We start from the raw sequence: 18198 nt of genomic DNA, 5'->3' as shown, positions 1-18198 counted from the left end.
GTCAGGGTTGCCCGTTCTGCAGGCGGTGCAGGCGCAGGGCGAGCTGGAGTTCGAGGCCGCGGTCGGGGCGGTGCCAGTCGGCGCCGAGGACCTGGCCGATCCGGGCGATGCGCTGGGTGACGGTGTTGACGTGGACGTGCAGCGCCTCTGCGGCCCGGACGGCGCTGGCACCGGACTCGAAGTAGGACTCGAGGGTGCGGACGAGGGCCGTGCCGCGCCTGCGGTCGTACTCCAGCAGCGGTCCGAGGGTGTCGCCGACGAACGCGCCGACGTCCCGGTCCGCGCCGACCAGCAGGCCCACGAAGCCCAGCTCGGCCGCGCTGGCGCCGTCGCCGGTGCGGCCCAGCGCGCTGAGGGCCGAGGCGCAGCGTTGCGCCTCCGCGTACGCCGACGGCACGTCCTGCGGTCCGGTGAGCGGGCCGGCGCCACCGCCCGTCACCGGCGAACCCAGGTATGCCCCGAGCTCGCGCACCATCCGGCGGGCGGCGTCGCCGGGATGCTCGCCGCCCACGAGCAGGGTCACGTTGCCGTCGCGCTGGGCGGCCAGCCCGCCGCAGGCCGCCGCGTGCGCGGCGCTCCACTGGGCGGCCCGGTCCCGCTGCCGGGGCGGGCAGGCCAGCACCACCAGCACGTGCGCGACGTCGAGGTCGACGCCGAGCCGGCGGGCCCGCTGCCGGACCCGGACCGGGTCGTCGACCCGGCGGCTGAGCAGATCCTCCAGCAGCTCGCCGCGGACGCGGCTCTCGGCCTGCGCGAGGCTGCGCCGGAACAGCAGCAGCAGGGCGGTGACGACACCCGCGCGTTCGAGGATCCGGGTGTCGGTCTCGCTCAGCTCCTTGGGCGCGTGCAGCACCAGCGTGCACAGCGCCTCGCTGCCGGCGCCCGCGGCGAGCACCCAGTGGTCGCCGGAGCGGGTCGCCCGGCCCAGGCTGCCCCCGGCGGCGGCGCCGGTGAGTGAGTCCAGGTCGGCGATGACGCCCACCGTGGTCAGGCAGTGCCCGTCGGCGTCGAGGATCGCCAGCTCGCCGCCGAGCACCTCGGCGACGACGGCGGCGAGGTCGTCCAGGTCGCCGCCGCGCAGGATCACGTCCGCCATCCGGTCGTGGGCCTCGGCGGCCCGCTCCAGGGACTCGCTGTGCCGGCGGACGACCGTGTTCACCGCGCTCAGTTCCTCCAGGGCGGCCCGGGTCTCGCCGAGCAGGCGGGTGTTGTCCAGCGCCACCGAGGCGTGCGCGGCCAGCGATCCCAGCAGCGTCACCTCCTCGCGGGTGAACGGCCGCGCGCTGCGGTTGGCGGCGAAGAGCACGCCGAGCGCCCGGGTGCCCAGCCGCATCGGGACGCCGAGGATGGCGACCAGCCCCTCCTCGATGACCGCGTCGTCGATCTCGCCGGTGTGCTGGAACCGGGCGTCGGCCGCGTAGTCGGCGGTGACGTAGGGTGCCGCGGTCTGGGCGACCAGCCCGCCGAGGCCCGCGCCGGGCGCCAGCCGCAGCTGCTGGAAACGGGCGGACACCGAGCCGTACGTCACCCGCATGTACGTGTCGCCACGCTCCTCGTCGTTGAGCGTCATGTACGCAACGTCGGCGTCGAGCAGCTCGCGGGCCCGGCGCACGATCGCGGCCAGCACGGCGTCGAGGTCGCGCAGGGTGGCCAGGTCCCCGACGGTGTCCACGAGCGCGCTGAGCTCGGCCTCCCGGCGGCGCCGGCGGTCCAGCAGTGCCCGTACCCGCAGGGCGGCCGTCTTCAGCCGCTCGAGCTCGGCCAGCGTCTCCGGCGGCGCGCCCTCGGCCCGTGCGTCCAGCAGCGGCCGCTCGAACTCGATCGGCGCGGCCTCGCGCAGCAGCAGCTCGAGGAACGCCGCCGCGGTCAGTGTGCCGTCCATCCGCCGTCCATCACGAGGGACGCGCCGGTGACGAAGGACGCGTGCGGTGAACACAGGTACGCGACCAGCTCGGCCACCTCGGCCGGCTCGACGAGGCGCTTGATGGCCGCCGGTGCGAGCATCACCTGCTCGACCACCTCCTGCTCGGGCAGGCCGTGGCTGGCCGCCTGCGCGGAGATCTGCGCCTCGACCAGCGCGGTACGCACGTACGCCGGGTTCACGCAGTTGGACGTGACCCCGTGCTCGGCCCCCTCCAGCGCGATGACCTTCGACAGCCCCTCCAGCCCGTGCTTGGCCGCCACGTACGCCGCCTTGTACGGCGACGCGCGCAGCCCGTGCACCGACGACACGTTGACCACGCGGCCCCAGCCTTGGGCGTACATGTGCGGCAGGCAGCGGCGCACCAGCCGGAAGGGCGCCTCCAGCATGAGCCGCAGCATGAGGGAGAACGTCTCGGGCGGGAACTCGTGCAGCGGTGCGACGTGCTGGAAGCCGGCGTTGTTGACGACGATGTCCACGACGGGGTCCAGGCGGTCGACGGCGTCCAGATCGGACATGTCGGCGGTACGGGCGCTACCGCCGATCGCCTCGGCCACCCGCGCGGCAGCGTCGCCGTCGCGGTCGAGCACGACGACCGAGGCCCCGGCACGGGCGAGCCGCTCGGCGCAGGCCCGGCCGATCCCGCTGCCGCCGCCGGTCACGAGCGCTGTCCGGCCGACGAGCTCCTTTTCCCTGTCCATGAACCCTCCACAAGGTTGTCGATCGGGCGCGGGGCGGTCGGGATCGGGGGCTTCAGGCGGCGGGCGGCGCCCCACAGGCCCTGGCGGAACAGCAGCACGACCAGGACGAAGACGGTGCCGGTGACGATGCCGATGCCGTCGAAGCCGGACGTCGACAGGTAGTCCTCGAGCTGCACGACGAGGGCGGCGCCGAGCGCGCTGCCCCACAGGGTCCCGATGCCGCCGAGGACGACCATCATCACGGCCTTGCCGGAGGTGGTCCAGTAGACCTCCTGCAGCGACGCGAAGCCGTGACTGATCGAGAACAGGCCCCCGGCCACGCCCGACAGCGCCGCCGACAGCACGAACGCCAGCAGCTTGTACCGCTCGACGGGATACCCGATGGCCCGCGCGCGGGCCGGGTTGTCGCGGATCGCGACGAGCACGTGCCCGAACGGCGAGTGGACGATGCGCCACAGGCAGAACAGTCCGGCGAGGACGATCGGCAGCCCGGCATAGTAGAAGACGAACGGGTCGCTGAGGTCGAGGCCGAACAGCGCGCGCGGGATGCCCTGCAGGCCGTTCTCGCCGCCGGTGAGGCCGCGCCACTGGTTGGCCACGAAGTAGACCATCTGCGCGAACGCCAGGGTCACCATCGCGAAGTAGATGCCGGTGTTGCGGACGCTCAGGTAGCCGATCGGCAGCGCCAGCGCGGCCGCGACGACGCCGCCGCCCAGCACCGCCACCGGGAACGGCAGGCCACTGTGGATCGCGATCAGACCGGAGGCGTACGCGGCGCTGCCCCAGAAGGCGGCGTGGCCGAACGACAGCAAGCCGGTGTAACCGAGCAGCAGGTCGACCGCCGCCGCGAACAGCGCCCAGGTCATGATGTCCATCGCCACCGGTGGGTAGATCAGCCACGGCAGCGCCAGCGCGACCAGCAGGCCGGCGGTGAGCAGCAGGCGGCGGCCGGTCGCCGGGGTGTGCCGCAGCAGGTGCCGGATCACGCGGGGGCCTCCTCGCGGCCGAAGAGTCCGGCGGGGCGCCACAGCAGCACGCCGGCCATGATGATGAAGATGAGGGTCTGCGACAGCGCCGGTACGTAGAGGTTGCCGAGCGCCTGGACCAGGCCGATCGCGAAGCCGGCCAGCACCGACCCGAACACCGAGCCGAGGCCGCCGATCACCACCACGGCGAACACCGCGATGATCAGGTCGGCGCCCATCAGCGGGTTGACCGCCCGCATCGGCGCCGCCAGCACCCCGGCCAGCCCGGCGAGCGCCACCCCGAAGGCGAAGACCGGGGTCACCCAGCGGCCCACGTTCACGCCCAGGGCCCGGCTCAGCTCCGGCCGCTCGGTCGCGGCCCGGACCACCATGCCGACCCGGGTACGGGTCAGCACCAGCCACACCGCCGCGCACAGCACGACGGCGGCGGCGAGCACGAACACCTGGTAGGCCGGGTAGTCGAACAGGCCCAGGTTCACCGATCCGGACAGCTCCGCCGGGCGCGGGTACGGCTGGGACTGCACGCCGTACTCGCGCTTGACGGCGTCCTGGAGCACCAGCGTGAGCCCGAAGGTGAGCAGGAAGTTGTACAGCGGGTCGAGCGGCGCCAGGTGGCGGATCAGCGTGCGCTCCAGCACGGCGCCGGCCACGAACAGCATCGCGGGTACGGCGGCCAGCGCCGCCCAGAACGGCACACCCGCCTCGGTCAGCAGCACGTACGCGCCGAAGGCACCCAGCATGAAGAAGGCGCCGTGGGCGAAGTTGACCACTCCCAGCATGCCGAAGATGACCGCGAGGCCCAGCGCCAGCAGCGCGTAGAAGCCGCCGCTGACCAGCCCGTTGAAGCACTGCTGCAGGAAGCTCGTCATCAGAGGGCGCAGCCGCCGGCGGTCTCCGGCCGGAACGCCTGCTCCGCCGGGATGGTCCTCAGGATCTTCTCGTAGTCCCACTCGGTGGTGACCTGGTTCTTGGGCTTGACCTCGGCCAGGTACACGTCGTGGATCACCCGGTGGTCCTTGGCGCGGATGGTGGCGTTGCGGGCGAACACGTCGTCGTACTTGTAGCCCTCCAGTTCGGACACCACGTCGTCGGACTTGTCGGTGCCGGCCCGCTGGACCGCCTCGAGGTACTGCATCGCGGCCGAGTAGTTGGCCGCGTGGGCGAACGACGGCCGGGTCTGCGTCTGCGCGGTGAACCGGTCGGCCCACTGCCGGTTGCGGTCGTCGAAGTTCCAGTACCAGGCGTCGGTGAAGGTGGTGCCGGCGAAGGCGTCCGGGCCCAGCGAGTGGATGTCGGTGATGAACATCAGGCCGACGGAGAGCTTGATGCCCTTGTCCCGCAGCCGGAACTCGTTGTACTGCTTGACCAGGTTGACCAGGTCGCCGCCGGCCTGCATGGTGCCGAGCACGTCCGGCTTGGGGCTGAGGCCGGGCGCCTTGAGCAGGAACGTGGAGAAGTTGTCGTTCGGGAACGGCGTGGGGTCCCTGGCGATCACCGTGCCGCCCGAGGCGCCGATCGCGGCGCTGAACGACTTCTCCATGTCCTGCCCGAACGCGTAGTCCGGGTAGACGATGTACCAGTTCTTGCCGCCCTGCTGGGTCACGGCCGACCCGGTGCCGTTGGCCAGCATGTACGTGTCGTACGCGTAGTGGAAGGTGTACTTGTTGCACTGCCTGCCGGTCAGCTCGGTGGTGGCCGCGCCGATGTTGAAGTAGAGCTTCTTCTTCGCCTTGGCCACGCCGGCCACCGCGAGGGCGGCCGAGGACGTGGGGACGTCCAGGATGACGTCCGCCTGCTGCCGGTCGTACAGTTCCTGAGCCTTGGAATTGGCGATGTCGGGCTTGTTCTGGTGGTCCGCGGTGACCACCTCGATGGCCGAGCTGACGGCCTTGTCGCCGTATTTGGCCTTGAAGTCGGCGACCGCCATCTTCACCGCCTCGACGCTGTTCTTGCCGGACAGGTCGGCGTAGACGCCGGACTGGTCATTGAGGACGGCGAGCACGATCTTGTCGCCGCTCACCTTCTCGTCGCTGCCGCCGCCGGGGCCGCCGCGGCCGCAGCCGGCGACGAGCAGGGTGCCGGCGGTCAGCGCAGCGCTGAGCGCTCTGGTGGTTCTTCGCATGGGGGATCTCCTAGATGCCGAGGTACGCGAGCAGCTCGTGTTCCCGCTGCCGGACGGCGCCGTTGTCGAGCGTCTCGACCACCCGGCCCTCGGCCAGCAGGTGATGGCGGTCGGCCACGGTGGTGGCGAAATGCAGGTTCTGTTCGATGAGCAGCACGGTCACGCCGGCCGCCTTGATCTCCAGCAGGATGTCGCCGATCTGGCGTACGAGCAGCGGGGACAGCCCCTCGGTCGGCTCGTCGCAGAGCAGCAGCCGGGCGCCGCTGCGCAGGACCCGGGCGAGGGCGAGCATCTGCTGCTCGCCGCCGGACAGGTTGGTGCCGGCGAACCGGCGCCGCTCGCGCAGCACGGGGAACGTGGCGTAGACCCGTTCCAGCGGCCAGGGATCCCGGCCGACGACCGGGGGGAGCAGGAGGTTCTCCTCGACGTTCAGCGTGGCGAAGATGCCGCGGTCGTCGGGGACGTAGCCGAGTCCGGCCCGGGCCCGCCGATGGGCGGGCCGGCCGGCGAACGCGCTGTCGCCGAGGAATGTGATGCGGCCGGTGCACTGGGCGTGCAGTCCCATGAGGCACCGCAGCAGCGTGGTCTTGCCGGCGCCGTTGCGGCCCACCAGCGTGACGATCTCGCCCTCGGCGACCTGGAGAGCGACGTCCCGCAGCACCTGTGCCTCGCCGTACCAGGCGCTGAGGCCCTCAATGGTCAGCACGGGACTCTCCCAGGTACGCGGTGATCACCCGCGGGTCGGCGCGGACCTCGGCGTACCCGCCCTCGACCAGCACGCTGCCGTGCTGGAGGACGGTGACCCGGTCGGCGAGGCTCGCCACGACCGTCATGTTGTGCTCGACGAGCACCACCGTGCGTCCCGAGCGCACCCGGGAGATCAGGTCGACCGTGCGCTCGACGTCCTCGCCGCCCATTCCGGCGGTGGGTTCGTCGAGCAGGAGCACGCGCGGGTCGAGGGCCAGCGCGACGGCGAGCTCCAGGGCGCGTTTGCGGCCGTACGCCAGCGCGCCCGCGGGCACCTCCGCGGCGTCGGCCAGTCCCACGGCCTCGAGCAGCTCCATGGCACGCGCCCGGAACCGGTCGAGCCCCCGGTCGGAGCGCCAGAACCGCCAGCCGAGTCCGGTCCGCGCCTGGAGGCCCAGCTCCACGTGCTCCCGGGCGGTCACCTGCGGGAAGAGGGTGGTGATCTGGAACGACCGGGCCATCCCGAGCCGGGCCACCCGGTCGCTCGGCAGCCCGGTGATGTCCCGGCCGTCGAGCGTGATGCGCCCCTGCGAGGGGCGCAGGAAGCCGGTCAGGAGGTGGAACAGCGTGGTCTTGCCCGCGCCGTTGGGCCCGACGAGCGCATGCACGCTGCCCGGCGCAATGTCGAGGTCGACCCGGTCGACGGCCCGGAAGCCCCGGAACTGCTTGCCGAGGCCGCGGGCCTGAAGGATCGGCGGCTGCATCTGCCCTCCCAGCGGGTGTCGTGCGTCACCCTGTGACGCGCAACACTATGGGCCGGGCCTGCGCTCCCGCTATGTGTGGCGGACCCATGGAAGTCCCGTTATGTATGGGGGAGGTCCACACCGAAGAAGACGGCGTCGTAGTACGCGGAGCAGATCGTGTCGAGGAAGTACGCGCCCGCGGAACCACACTGATCGGCGTGCGGCCCGGGATCGACGGGGATGCCGTGTCCCATGCCGGCGACCTGGTAGAGGCGGACCTGGTCGGCGCCGTAGACCTCGAGGCGCGTGCCGGCGGGCAGGGACGACACGGCGGACGGCTGCACGGGGACCCCCGCCACGTCGGTGAACTGATCGCGCAGCTCCCGGCCGTTGGCCGGCACGACCGTGTAGTCGGCCTGCCCGTGCCAGATCGCGACCCGGGGGCGGGGCCCGGCGTAGCCGGGATAGGCGGCGCGCACGAGGTCACCCCACTGCCCGGGCGAGCGGTCCGGGGGTACGTACTGACACAGGCTCGCCTGGCTCAGCGAACGGGCGCACCGGTACGGCAGCCCCGCCACGACGGAACCGCCGGCGAAGACGTCGGGGTACGCGGCCAGCATCACCGCGCTCATCGCGCCGCCGGCGGAGAGGCCGGACACGAACACCCGCCGAGGGTCGAGCCGCTGCTCCGCCACCGCGTAGGCGACCATCTGGCGTACGGACAGAGCCTCGCCCCGGTCCCGGCCGGTGTCCCCGTCCTCGAACCACGTGAAGCAGGAGGACGCGTTGTTGGCGGTCCGCTGCTCCGGGAGGATCAGCGCGAAGTGCCACCGGTCGGCGAACGTCCGCCAGCCCGAATGCTCGAAGTAGGTCGCGGCGTTCTGGGTGCAGCCGTGCAGCAACACCACGGCGGCGGCGCCGTCCGGCAGGCCCCCGGGCCGGTACGTGTACATCGCCAGGTTGCCGGGGTTCGAGCCGAACGACGCCACCGGCTCGAGGCCGCCGGAGGCCGAGGCCGGTGCCGGGTGCGCCACGACCGTGGGAATCGCCAGCAGTGCCGTCGCGATGCGGCGTCCGAACGTGCCCATCGTGCCCTCCTTTCATCGATGTGAGTCGAGGAAAGGTTACGAATTGTGATGGCTTCATGACATGTGGTGATCACCCACAATCGCGGGTCAGGTCACCCGCCGCCCTGCCGATAGGAGGCCCACGGACACCGGGAGGAGGGGCAGCATGGCAGGGCGTACAGCGTCGCGCGCGTCGGTAGTCGTGCTGCTCGCGGGCTGGTGCACGGTCGCCGTCTTCCTCGTCCAGCTGATCGTCTTCGGGGACCACGTCGACGTCTTCGTCAACGGTGCCCTCAACTTCTTCAGCCAGTTCCTGCCGGCGATCGCGTGCTGCATCGCCGCGGCCGGTGCCCGGGGGCGGCGCAGTGAGGCGTTCCTCGTCGCCGGCGGCGTCATGGCGTACTCGATCGGCAACCTGCTGCTCAGCGTGCTGACCGCCAGCGACGCGTACGTGCCCTTCCCCAGCCTCAGCGACGCCGCGTACCTGCTGTTCTATCCGGCCGTCATGGCCGCCCTGCTCATCGGCATGCGCCGCGAGCACCGGCGGATCCGGGCCTCCGTCGCGTGGGACACCGCCGTCGGCGCCCTCGGCGGCGGCACCCTGCTGGCGGTGGTGCTGCGCCCCGCCATCGAGCAGGTTGGCGGCAGCGCCCTGCAGATCGCCGTGGCCGTCGCGTACCCGCTCGGCGACGCGGTGCTGATCGCCGGGCTGCTCGGCATCGCCTGCCTGCACGGCGGCCGGCTGCCCCGGCGCTGGCTGCCGCTGATGGCCGGGTTGGCCATGTTCGCCGTCGGCGACATCATCTACTCCCTGCGGGTGTCCTCCGGCGGCTACGAGCTCAACACCCCGCTGGACGCGATCTGGTCGGTCGGGGTGGCCATGGTCAGCACGTGGGCGGTGCTGCAGGCGCAGCGGCCGGCGCGCGCCCGGGAATCCGAGACGCGCAACGCGGCCGCCCTCATCGTCCCGGCGCTGGCGAACGTCGCCGCGCTGGGCGTCCTGCTGGCCGCCTCCGCCGGGATGATGTCCCGCCTCGCGGTGGTGCTGGCCACCGTCACCGGGCTGGCCGCGGCGGGCCGCACCCACGTCGCCTACCGCCAGCTGCGCCGGATGGCCGAGCTGATCCGGCAGGCGCGGACCGACGACCTCACCGGCCTGGCGAACCGCCGGGCCCTCTACGACCTCGCCGCCGAGCGGCTCCGGCGGCCGTCCGCCGCGACCGCGGCGCTTTTGCTCATCGATCTGGACCGGTTCAAGGGGGTCAACGACGGTCTCGGCCACCACGTCGGCGACCGCCTGCTGGTGCAGGCCGGGCAGCGGCTGGCCGAGCGGCTGCGGCCGGACGACGTGCTGGCCCGGCTCGGCGGCGACGAGTTCGCCGTGATCGCCGACGTCGCCGACGCCGAAGCGGCCACCCAGCTCGCCCAGCGGCTGCGGGCCGCGCTGGCGACGCCGTTCGACCTCGAGGGCATCGCCGTACGCATCGACGCGAGCATCGGCATCGCCCTGCACCCGGAGCACGGCCACGACATCCACCTGCTGCTGCGCCGCGCCGACGTGGCGATGTACCGCGCGAAGACCACCCGCCGGGGCCAGTGCCTCGCCGCGCCGGTGGACGACGGGGTGGACGACGCCGGCGACCAGCTCCGCCTGCTCCAGGAGCTGCACGAGGCGCTCGCCGAGGACCAGCTGGTGCTGCACTACCAGCCCAAGATCGATCTGACCGACGGCACCGTCCGTGGTGTGGAGGCGCTCGTCCGGTGGGCGCACCCGACCCGCGGGCTGCTCTACCCGGACGCGTTCCTGGCGGCCGCCGCCGACGCCGGGCTCATGGACCGGCTCACCGAGACGGTGCTGCGCTTGGCGCTCGACCAGGCGTACCAGTGGCGGGAAGCCGGCCACGACCTCACCGTCGCGGTGAACCTGTCGGCGCACAGCCTGCAGGACACCACCCTGCCGGACCGGGTCGCCACCCAGCTCCGGGAGCGCGGCCTGCCCGGCTCCGCCGTCCAGGTCGAGATCACCGAGGACGCGCTCATGGGCGACCGGACGCACGCCACCGCGATCCTGTCGCGCCTGCGCGCGCTCGGCGTCCAGATCGCCATCGACGACTTCGGCACGGGCTTCAGCTCCCTTGCCTACCTGCGCGACCTGCCGGTGGACGAGCTCAAGCTGGACCGCTCGTTCGTCGCGCCGGTCAGCACGGACCGCCACGCGGCCGCCCTGGTGGCGTCCACCATCCACTTGTCGCACAGCCTCGGCCTGCGCATGGTCGCCGAGGGCGTCGAGGACGACACCACGCTCGGCCACCTGCGCCGTGAGGGCTGCGACCAGGCCCAGGGCTACGGCATCTGCCGCCCGGCCCCGGCCGAGGCGCTGATCGAGTGGCTGGAGAACGCCGACCGGCAGACCCTCCGCGTCTGACCGCTCACGCGGCCGTCACGTCGGCCTCGATGCCGTAGTGGTCGGAGAGGTGGGCCCGGCGACCCCCGGACAGATCCACCGGTGCCTTGAACACCAGCCGCGTGCGCGCGGTCAGCCCCGGTCGCAAGAGGACGTGGTCCAGCGCCGGTGGCGCCGGGAACCGCGATGTCGGCCGGAACGTGGGCTCCTCGTCGCCGGCCCGGGCATCCCGCAGCCCCGCCGCGGCGAGCAGCTCAGCGAGCACCGGCGACGACCGCGGAAGGTTGAGATCGCCGGCCACCACCACCGGTAGCGCCGGATCCAGGCCCGAAACCACTTCGGCGAGACGTCGTGCCTCCGTGCGCTGCATCGGGGTGTGGCGGTTGCCGGCCGACCAGTCGTCGTCGTGGTTGGCCGACAGATGGGTGTTGACCACGGCGAGGGTGCCGGCCCTCGTCTGCACCGTCGCCACCTGGACGCCCTTGCGCATGACCAGCTCCCGCCGCATCGGCCGGGTCACCGGATACCGGACGAACCGGGACGCCACGATCGGCAGGCGCGACAGGACGAGCAGGCCGCCCTTCAGCATCACCGCGCCGGTGCAGGCGTGGAACCCGTACGACGGGGCGATCCGCCGGAGCAGGACGGCGTGCGCCCGGAACATGACCTCCTGCAGGCACACGACGTCGTAGTCGCCGCCCTCCAGGGTCGCGGCGAGGACCCGCAGCCGGGACCGGACCTCGCCCCGCATGAGCGTGTTGAAGGTCAGCAGACGCACGTGCCCAGCTCTCTCACCAGTCCCGGGCCCGGCGCAGGAGCTCGCGGCGGACCAGGTCGACGTGGTGCAGGACCGGGGCTCCCGCGCGGTGCGCCAGGTAGCCGGTGTTGATCGGCGGATCCGCGGGTTCGAGCAGCGCCAGCACGTCGCCGGCGGCGAGCTCGCGGGTGCACAGGTAGCGCGGCAGGACGGTGATGCCGGCACCCGCGGCCACCACGGCGAGCACGGCGCGCAGGTCCGGTACGACCACAGCCGCGCGGGCCGTCAGCCGGCGGTGGAACACGTGGCGCCAGTAGCGGCGCAGGATGGGCAGGTCCTCGGCGTAGCTCACCAGCGGCAGGTCGTCCAGCTCGCGCGAGTCGTCCGGATCCACCGTGCCGATCCGCTGCGCCCAGGCCGGGCCGGCGACGAGCACGAACTCCTCGTCCATCAGCGGCGCGGCGGCCACGGCCCGGCTGCGCGGGCGTACGGCGGACAGCACGAGATCGAAGCGGCCGGCTCGCAGGCCCTCCAGGAGGTCGTCGGCGAGGCCGAGGGTGACGCGCAGGCGTACCCCCTGGCCGACGAGCGGGGCCAGCGCGGGCATCGCTCGGACGGCGACGAGCTCGGCCGGACCCGCCAGGTGCACCGGCTCCTCCGGGACGGCCACGTCGGGCGACGGCTCCGCGACGGCCGCGAGCCGGTCGAGCGGATCCGCGATCCGGGCCGCCAGTGCCAGCGCCACCGACGTGGGGGCGACGCCGTGCGGCAGGCGCTCGAACAGCTGCCGGCCGAGGTGCTGTTCCAGGGCCCGGAGCTGGCTGGTCACGGTCGGCTGGGAGAGGCCGAGCAGTCGGGCGGCGGCGGTGAGGGAGCCCGCCCGGTGCACCGCGAGGAAGGTGCGCAACTGCATCAGGTCCACCGGCCGGGTGGACGCCCGTACCGGAAGGTCATCAATTTTCTGATCGGCCATTGCAGGAATCCTATTGGTTGTTCGCGGTGCTGCGACCGTACCGTCGAAGCATGTCCAAGATTCTGTTCGTGATGACCGGCTCCGACCGCCTGACCCTCACCGACGGCAGCCCGCACCCGACCGGCTACTGGGCCGAGGAGTTCCTCGCGCCCTACCGGGCGCTGACCGCCGAGGGGCACGAGGTAGTGGTGGCCACGCCGGGCGGGGTCGTGCCGCCCGTCGACCGGGCGAGCCTCGCCCCCGAGCCGGTCGAGGCCGAGCTCGCGGCGGTCGCCGCCCTCAAGGATCCGGTACTCCTGGAGGACGTGCGCCTCGCCGACTACGCCGCGGTGTACTACCCGGGCGGGCACGGGCCGATGGAGGACCTGGCCGTGAGCCGCCCGTCCGCGGAGCTCATCCGGGCCACCCTGGCGGCCGGCAAGCCGCTCGCAGTGGTGTGCCACGGGGTGGCCGCGCTGCTGGCCACGGCCGACGAGAACGGTGCCTGGCCGTTCGCGGGCTACCGGCTCACCGCGTTCAGCAACGTCGAGGAGCGCGCGGCCGGCCTGGCGGACAAGATGCCCTGGCTGCTGGAGGACCGGCTGGCCGGCCTCGGCGCGGAGTTCTCGGCGGGGGAGGCGTGGGCGTCGCACGTGGTCGTCGACCGCACCCTCTTCAGCGGGCAGAACCCCGGGTCCTCGGCGGAGCTCGCCGAGAAGGTGGTCGCGGCCCTGCGCTGAACGCAGATGGCGCGCGCCGGCGTCACAGCTCCACAGGGGACGTGGACGTGACGCCGACGCTGCGCAGCCGGTGCTGCGGGACCCCGGCCGCGGTGAGCTGGCCGGCCACCACGGCCGAGGAGTTGTCGAGGAAGACCGCGACCTGGTGGTCGTCGCCCAGATGACAGGCGGCGGCGAGGGCGCCGAGGTTGATCGGATCCAGGCCCTGCACGTCCCGCAGGTCCAGGATGAGCCGCAGCGGGCGCACGTGCCGTACGGCGTTGACGAGGGCACGCCGCAACTCGGCCGCGTGGTCGGCGTCGAGGATGCCGTGGGGTTGGATGACGAGACTGCCGTCGGGACTGGTGGCGATGTCGACCGTGGCGTCGGCCATCGTGCAACCTTCCGTTACCTGCTGTTCTCCGGGCAGTCAGAGTAGAGCCCGGCCCGGGTCCCGGTCGATGGCCCGGCGGGAAATTCATCCGATCACGGCACCGTCACGACGCGGTCGTGCTCAGCTGCTCCGGGCGGCCGGCTCGGCCACCGAGGTGCCGGGCGGCGGCGGCTCGGCGGGGTCCGTGCGGCGCTCGGTGGCCTCGAGCTGATCGTCCGCCTCGGGCCGGTCGTCGTCGGCGGATTCGGTGCCGGGCGGTTCGCGGTCCGGGGTGGGCTCGCCCTCGGGGTGCCGCACGAGGTAGCGGATGGCGGTGTTCAGCACGGCGAGCAGCGGCACGGCGATCAGGCCGCCGACGATGCCCGCGACGACGATGCCGGTCGCGATCGCCAGGATGACCGCCAGCGGGTGCAGCGCGACCGCCCGGCCCATGATCAGAGGCTGCAGCACGTGCCCCTCGAGCTGCTGCACCGCGATGACGACGCCCAGCACGATCAGCGCGGTGACCGGTCCGTCGGCGACCAGGGCGACCAGGACGGCCACCGTGCCGGTCAGCGCGGCGCCGACGACCGGGATGAACGCGCCCAGGAAGACCAGCGCAGCCAGGGGCAGCGCCAGCGGCACGCGGAGGATGAACAGCCCGGTGCCGATGCCCACCGCGTCCACGAAGGCGACCAGCACGGTGGCGTGGACGTACGACACGAGCGTGTGCCAGGAGTAGTGCCCCGCGCGGGCGGTGGCCACCCGCGCTTCCCGGGGCAGCAGCCGGCACAGGAAGGACCAGATCTGGCCGCCGTCGCGCAGGAAGAAGAAGAGCGTGAACAGCACCAGGAAGAAGCCGGTGAGGACCTCGCCCAGCGTGGTGGCGGTGCTCAGGGCGCCGGAGGTGAGCGCGCCCTGGTTGTCGGTGACGGTCTGGCGGAGGCGGTCCACGTACTGGTCGAGCTGGGCGTCTGTGAGGTGCAGCGGGCCCTGGGAGAGCCACGTCTGCACCTCCTTGATGCCGTCGCTGACCTGCGCGGACAGGGTGTCGATCTGGGAGACGATGGTACTGATGATCAGGCTGAGGCCGCCGAAGACCAGCAGCAGCGCGGCGAGCAGCACCAGCCCGGCGGCGAGCGAGCGCTTCATGCCTCGCCGGGTCAGCGCGGCGGCCGCCGGCTGGAAGAGCGCGGCGAGCAGCATCGCGACCACCACCGGGATGATCACGATCCGCAGCAGGGACACGACCCGCAGGAACAGGTACGCGGCCGCGACCAGCAGGATGAACCGCCAGGCCCACGCCCCGGCGGTACGCACTCCGCGAGGCAGCACGTCGTCGGTGCTCGCCGGGCGCTGCACCACGACGACCGGCGTGGCGGGGTCCTGGAGCTCCGGCGCCACGGTGAACGGCGGCGGATCGGTGCGGCGGGCCGCCGCCGCGAGCCGGTTGCGGGCCCGTTCGCGCACCGACTGCGCCCAGGTGTTGGCCATCAGAGCCCTCCAGAATTCAGGTGTCGGCACCAGGGTGCCCCGATCGGGCCGGCTTCATACACGCACAGGTTTCTCACAGCCGGGGCAAAGAGTCCCCGTAGCCGGGCCGCCGATCTTAGGAGCATGACCACGACAGCCGGCCCGCGCACCATGCAGCCCCCTCCCGTAACCGTGCGGCGGGCGACTCCGCGGTGGTGGCCGGACGTCGGCGGGTCCGCCGCCGCGCTGAGCCTGCTGATCGTCACGGCGCTCTGGGTGGGCAACGGAGGCGTGCAGCAGGCGCTGGGCGGCGACCTGGAGGCGTTCGGCCGGCTCGCCGGGCTCTGGGCGTCCGACCTGATGCTGCTCCAGGTGCTGCTGCTGGCCCGGATCCCGCTCGTGGAGCGGGCGTTCGGCCAGGACCGGCTCGCCCGGTGGCACCGCTGGACCGGCTTCACGTCGTTCCACCTGATGGTGGCCCACATCGTGCTGATCACCCTCGGCTACGCCGCCACCGCGCACACCGGCGCCTGGGCCGAGCTGTGGGACATGCTGATCACGTACCCGGGCATGCTGCTGGCCGCCGCGGGCACCGCGCTGCTGGTCATGGTCGTGGTCACCTCGATGCGGGCGGCCCGGCGGCGGCTGCGGTACGAGTCCTGGCACCTGCTGCACCTGTACGCGTACCTGGGCGTGGGCCTGGCCCTGCCGCACCAGCTGTGGACCGGCGCGGACTTCATCGGCTCGCCCCTCTCGACGGCGTACTGGTGGACGCTGTACGCGGTCTCGGCCGGTGCGGTCCTGGTCTACCGGGTCGGCCTGCCGCTGTGGCGCAGCTGGCGGCACGGCCTGGTGGTGAGCCGGGTGGTGCCGGAGGGACCCGGCCTGACGTCGGTCTACCTCGAGGGCCGCGCGCTGGACCGGCTGCCCGCCCGCGCCGGCCAGTTCTTCCAGTGGCGCTTCCTCGACGGGGCGGGCTGGAGCCGGGCGCACCCGTACTCGCTGTCGGCGACACCGCACGGGCACCTGTTGCGGATCACCGTCAAGGACCTCGGCGACGGCAGCGCCCGCGTCGCCCGGCTCCGGCCCGGGACCCGGGCGCTCATCGAGGGGCCGTACGGGAAGTTGACCGGCGAGACGTACACCGGCGGGCCGGTGGTCATGCTGGCCTGCGGCATCGGCGTCACCCCGCTGCTCGCGCTGCTCGGCGAGCTGCCGTACGCCTTCGCCGAGGCGACCCTGGTGTACCGGGCGCGCAGCGAGGCCGAGATGGCGTTCCGGGGCGAGCTGGAGTGGTTCGCCCGCCACCGCGGGGTTCGCGTCGTGCCGCTGCTCGGGGCGCGCGCCGCCCGCCCGTCCTGGCTGCCGGACGCGTACGCCGACCATGCCGACGCGGACGCCCTGCGCCAGATCGCACCCGCGATCGAACACGCCCACGTGTACGTGTGCGGCCCGGAGGAATGGACCGAGGCGGCGGGCGTGGCAGCCCGTGACGCCGGGGTTCCCGCCGGCCGCGTACACACCGAACTTTTCTCCTGGTAAGCGGAAGAGAGACGACGATGCGACGGATCACCCTGTGGCTGCTCTCCACGGTGGCGGTGCTGGTGCTGCTGTTCAGCTACCGCACCAGCACGAACAGCCCGCAGACCGCGACCGCGGCCTCGGCGCCGCTCACCTCGTCCGACACCTCGTCGTCTGGCGGCACCTCGAGCGACTCCGGTTCCTCGGGCGGCGGCGAGACGTATGCCGGTTCGGTGGCCCAGACCCGGTGGGGGCCGGTGCAGGTCAGCATCACCGTCTCCGGCGGCAAGGTGACCGAGGTGACGGTGCCGGTCTACCCCACGGACAACCACCGCGACCAGGAGATCAACGGGTACGCGCTGCCGATCCTGCGCCAGGAGGCTCTGGCCGCGCAGAGTGCGGACATCGACGCCGTCTCGGGCGCGACCGTGACCAGCGACGGCTACAAGCAGTCGCTGCAGGCCGCCCTCGACGCCGCCCACATCTCCTGATCGCCGGTCCGAGGCATGATGTCTTCATGGTGTGGGAGTTCGACAGCCCCATGATCGTCGCGCCGATGGCCGGCGGCCCGTCCACGATCGGCCTCGTCCGTGCGGCCGCCACCGCCGGCGCCGTCGGGTTCCTCGCCGCCGGCTACAAGACCCCGGAGGCGGTCGCCCGGGAGGTCGGCGAGCTGCGGGACAGCGGTCTTCCGTACGGCCTCAACATCTTCCTGCCCACCGCTCCCGCCGACCCGGTAGCGGTCGACGACTATCGGCGCCTGCTACAGCCCGAGGCCGAGCGTTACGGTGTCGAGCTTCCGCAGCCGCCGCTGCACGACGACGACCACTTCGCGGACAAGGTTCGGCTCGCCGTGCAGGCCCGGGTGCCGCTGGTCAGCTTCACGTTCGGCGTACCCGATCCGGCGGTCGTCGCCGAGCTGCGCCGGGCGGGGTCCACTGTGCTCGTGACGGTGACGACCGCCGCCGAGGCGCAGCTGGCGGCGGCCGTGGAGCCGGACCTGCTGATCGTGCAGGCGGGCACCGCGGGCGCCCATTCCGCCACCACCGCGCCGGCCGACTACGACGGCTCGTCGACCGCGCCGCAGCTGCTGCGGGAGGTCGCGGCGGCCGTGGATCTGCCGCTCGTGGCCGCCGGGGGCACCGGGACCGCGGACGACGTACGGGAACTGGTCGCGGCGGGGGCCGTGGCCGTGCAGGCCGGCACGGCCTTCCTGCTCGCCGACGAGGCGGGGACCCGGCCGGCGCAGCGGGCCGCGATGCTCTCCGGGCGCTTCACGGAGACGGTCGTGACCCGTGCCTTCACCGGCCGGCCCGCGCGCGGGCTGCGGAACCGTTTCATCGACGCCTACTCGGCGGCCGCCCCGGTGGGGTACCCGGCCGTGCACCATCTGACCGCGCCGATCCGGGCGGCGGCGGCCGGCCGGGACGATCCCGAGGCGCTCAGCCTCTGGGCCGGTACGGCCTTCGCCGAGGCCCGCCCCGGGCCCGCCGCCGCGATCGTGGCCCGCCTCGGCAAGGGGTGACCGGCTTCCCTGCGGGACGGCGAGCCCTCCGCCCTGGTCGCGAGGGTGCGATGGTGCTGCGCGCCCCGGCTGCCCGGGGCGACGCGTGGGTGCCGGCCTGACGGCTCAGGGGGTGTTGTGGACGAGGACGAAGACCACCACCACCCAGGCGGCGGCGATGGTGAAGCTGAGCGGAGCGACAAAACGGTTCATGTCCATGACTTTCCGGCGAGCAGCGACAGGGAAAGTGCGCACACGAAGCGTCGCG

Annotated in this window: 16 protein-coding genes and 1 pseudogene; 5 read left to right on the top strand and 12 right to left on the bottom strand. The window is 72.9% G+C overall.

All coding sequences use genetic code 11. From position 1 onward, the window contains the following. Position 1 precedes the first annotated feature (1 nt). From AB0368_RS20410 to AB0368_RS20375, 8 genes and pseudogenes are all read right to left on the bottom strand, one after another. On the bottom strand, positions 2-1882 hold the full coding sequence (locus tag AB0368_RS20410) for a helix-turn-helix domain-containing protein (protein ID WP_366155468.1): 1881 nt from the start codon (positions 1880-1882) through the stop codon (positions 2-4). After that, entirely contained in the window at positions 1867-2622 is a 756-nt protein-coding gene (locus tag AB0368_RS20405; RefSeq protein WP_366155467.1) for a 3-hydroxybutyrate dehydrogenase, read from the bottom strand. Before AB0368_RS20405 ends, AB0368_RS20410 begins: the two co-directional genes overlap by 16 nt. Positions 2623-2684: 62 nt before the next feature. Continuing rightward, positions 2685-3608 (bottom strand): annotated as a pseudogene (locus AB0368_RS20400) (branched-chain amino acid ABC transporter permease); the annotation flags it as partial. Continuing rightward, a complete protein-coding gene (locus AB0368_RS20395) occupies positions 3605-4477 on the bottom strand; it encodes a branched-chain amino acid ABC transporter permease (protein ID WP_366155466.1) in 873 nt (290 codons plus the stop codon). The gene AB0368_RS20395 and the pseudogene AB0368_RS20400, both read right to left, overlap by 4 nt. Then, positions 4477-5730: an ABC transporter substrate-binding protein gene (locus tag AB0368_RS20390; RefSeq protein ID WP_366155465.1), complete on the bottom strand. Its 1254-nt coding sequence runs from the start codon at positions 5728-5730 to the stop codon at positions 4477-4479. Before AB0368_RS20390 ends, AB0368_RS20395 begins: the two co-directional genes overlap by 1 nt. A 10-nt stretch (positions 5731-5740) precedes the next feature. Further along, a complete protein-coding gene (locus AB0368_RS20385; RefSeq protein ID WP_366155464.1) occupies positions 5741-6436 on the bottom strand; it encodes an ABC transporter ATP-binding protein in 696 nt (231 codons plus the stop codon). Then, complete coding sequence (locus AB0368_RS20380) at positions 6423-7181, bottom strand: ABC transporter ATP-binding protein (protein WP_366155463.1); 759 nt, start codon at positions 7179-7181, stop codon at positions 6423-6425. Before AB0368_RS20380 ends, AB0368_RS20385 begins: the two co-directional genes overlap by 14 nt. Before the next feature lie 98 nt (positions 7182-7279). Then, complete coding sequence (locus tag AB0368_RS20375) at positions 7280-8248, bottom strand: PHB depolymerase family esterase (protein ID WP_366155462.1); 969 nt, start codon at positions 8246-8248, stop codon at positions 7280-7282. Positions 8249-8393: 145 nt separating this feature from the next. Here AB0368_RS20375 and AB0368_RS20370 point away from each other — a divergent pair, with 145 nt between their 5' ends. Further along, positions 8394-10652 (top strand): EAL domain-containing protein, encoded by a 2259-nt coding sequence (locus tag AB0368_RS20370; RefSeq protein WP_366155461.1) that lies wholly within the window; start codon positions 8394-8396, stop codon positions 10650-10652. A gap of 4 nt (positions 10653-10656) precedes the next feature. Here AB0368_RS20370 and AB0368_RS20365 read toward each other — a convergent pair whose 3' ends face one another. Continuing rightward, positions 10657-11409: an endonuclease/exonuclease/phosphatase family protein gene (locus AB0368_RS20365; RefSeq protein WP_366155460.1), complete on the bottom strand. Its 753-nt coding sequence runs from the start codon at positions 11407-11409 to the stop codon at positions 10657-10659. 13 nt (positions 11410-11422) lie between these two features. Beyond that, a complete protein-coding gene (locus AB0368_RS20360) occupies positions 11423-12361 on the bottom strand; it encodes a LysR family transcriptional regulator (protein WP_366155459.1) in 939 nt (312 codons plus the stop codon). Positions 12362-12411: 50 nt separating this feature from the next. On the opposite strand from AB0368_RS20360, the gene AB0368_RS20355 reads away from it, so the two are divergent. Continuing rightward, positions 12412-13080 carry a type 1 glutamine amidotransferase domain-containing protein gene (locus AB0368_RS20355; protein ID WP_366155458.1) on the top strand — a complete coding sequence of 223 codons (669 nt, stop codon included), beginning with the start codon at positions 12412-12414 and terminating at the stop codon, positions 13078-13080. A 22-nt stretch (positions 13081-13102) separates the two neighbouring features. Here AB0368_RS20355 and AB0368_RS20350 read toward each other — a convergent pair whose 3' ends face one another. After that, positions 13103-13453 (bottom strand): STAS domain-containing protein, encoded by a 351-nt coding sequence (locus AB0368_RS20350; RefSeq protein ID WP_366155457.1) that lies wholly within the window; start codon positions 13451-13453, stop codon positions 13103-13105. Positions 13454-13573: 120 nt separating this feature from the next. After that, positions 13574-14926: an AI-2E family transporter gene (locus AB0368_RS20345; protein ID WP_366155456.1), complete on the bottom strand. Its 1353-nt coding sequence runs from the start codon at positions 14924-14926 to the stop codon at positions 13574-13576. Between the two features lie 123 nt (positions 14927-15049). Between AB0368_RS20345 and AB0368_RS20340 the strand changes: the two genes are divergently transcribed. The 3 genes from AB0368_RS20340 to AB0368_RS20330 are packed head-to-tail and all read left to right on the top strand — an operon-like array spanning position 15050 to position 17951. Next, positions 15050-16447, top strand: a complete 1398-nt coding sequence (locus AB0368_RS20340; protein ID WP_366155455.1) for a ferric reductase-like transmembrane domain-containing protein — start codon at positions 15050-15052, stop codon at positions 16445-16447. A 17-nt stretch (positions 16448-16464) separates the two neighbouring features. Beyond that, complete coding sequence (locus AB0368_RS20335; protein WP_366155454.1) at positions 16465-16917, top strand: FMN-binding protein; 453 nt, start codon at positions 16465-16467, stop codon at positions 16915-16917. A 26-nt stretch (positions 16918-16943) separates the two neighbouring features. Further along, the gene (locus AB0368_RS20330) at positions 16944-17951 is read left to right on the top strand and encodes a nitronate monooxygenase (protein WP_366155453.1); all 1008 of its coding nucleotides are present in this window, start codon (positions 16944-16946) and stop codon (positions 17949-17951) included. The last annotated feature ends 247 nt before the right edge of the window (positions 17952-18198 follow it).

The organism is Actinoplanes sp. NPDC051475 (assembly GCF_040689425.1).
Classification (GTDB): domain Bacteria; phylum Actinomycetota; class Actinomycetes; order Mycobacteriales; family Micromonosporaceae; genus Actinoplanes.
The sequence above is the reverse complement of the archived record's forward strand: the minus strand, read 5'-3'. Positions and strand labels throughout refer to the sequence as shown.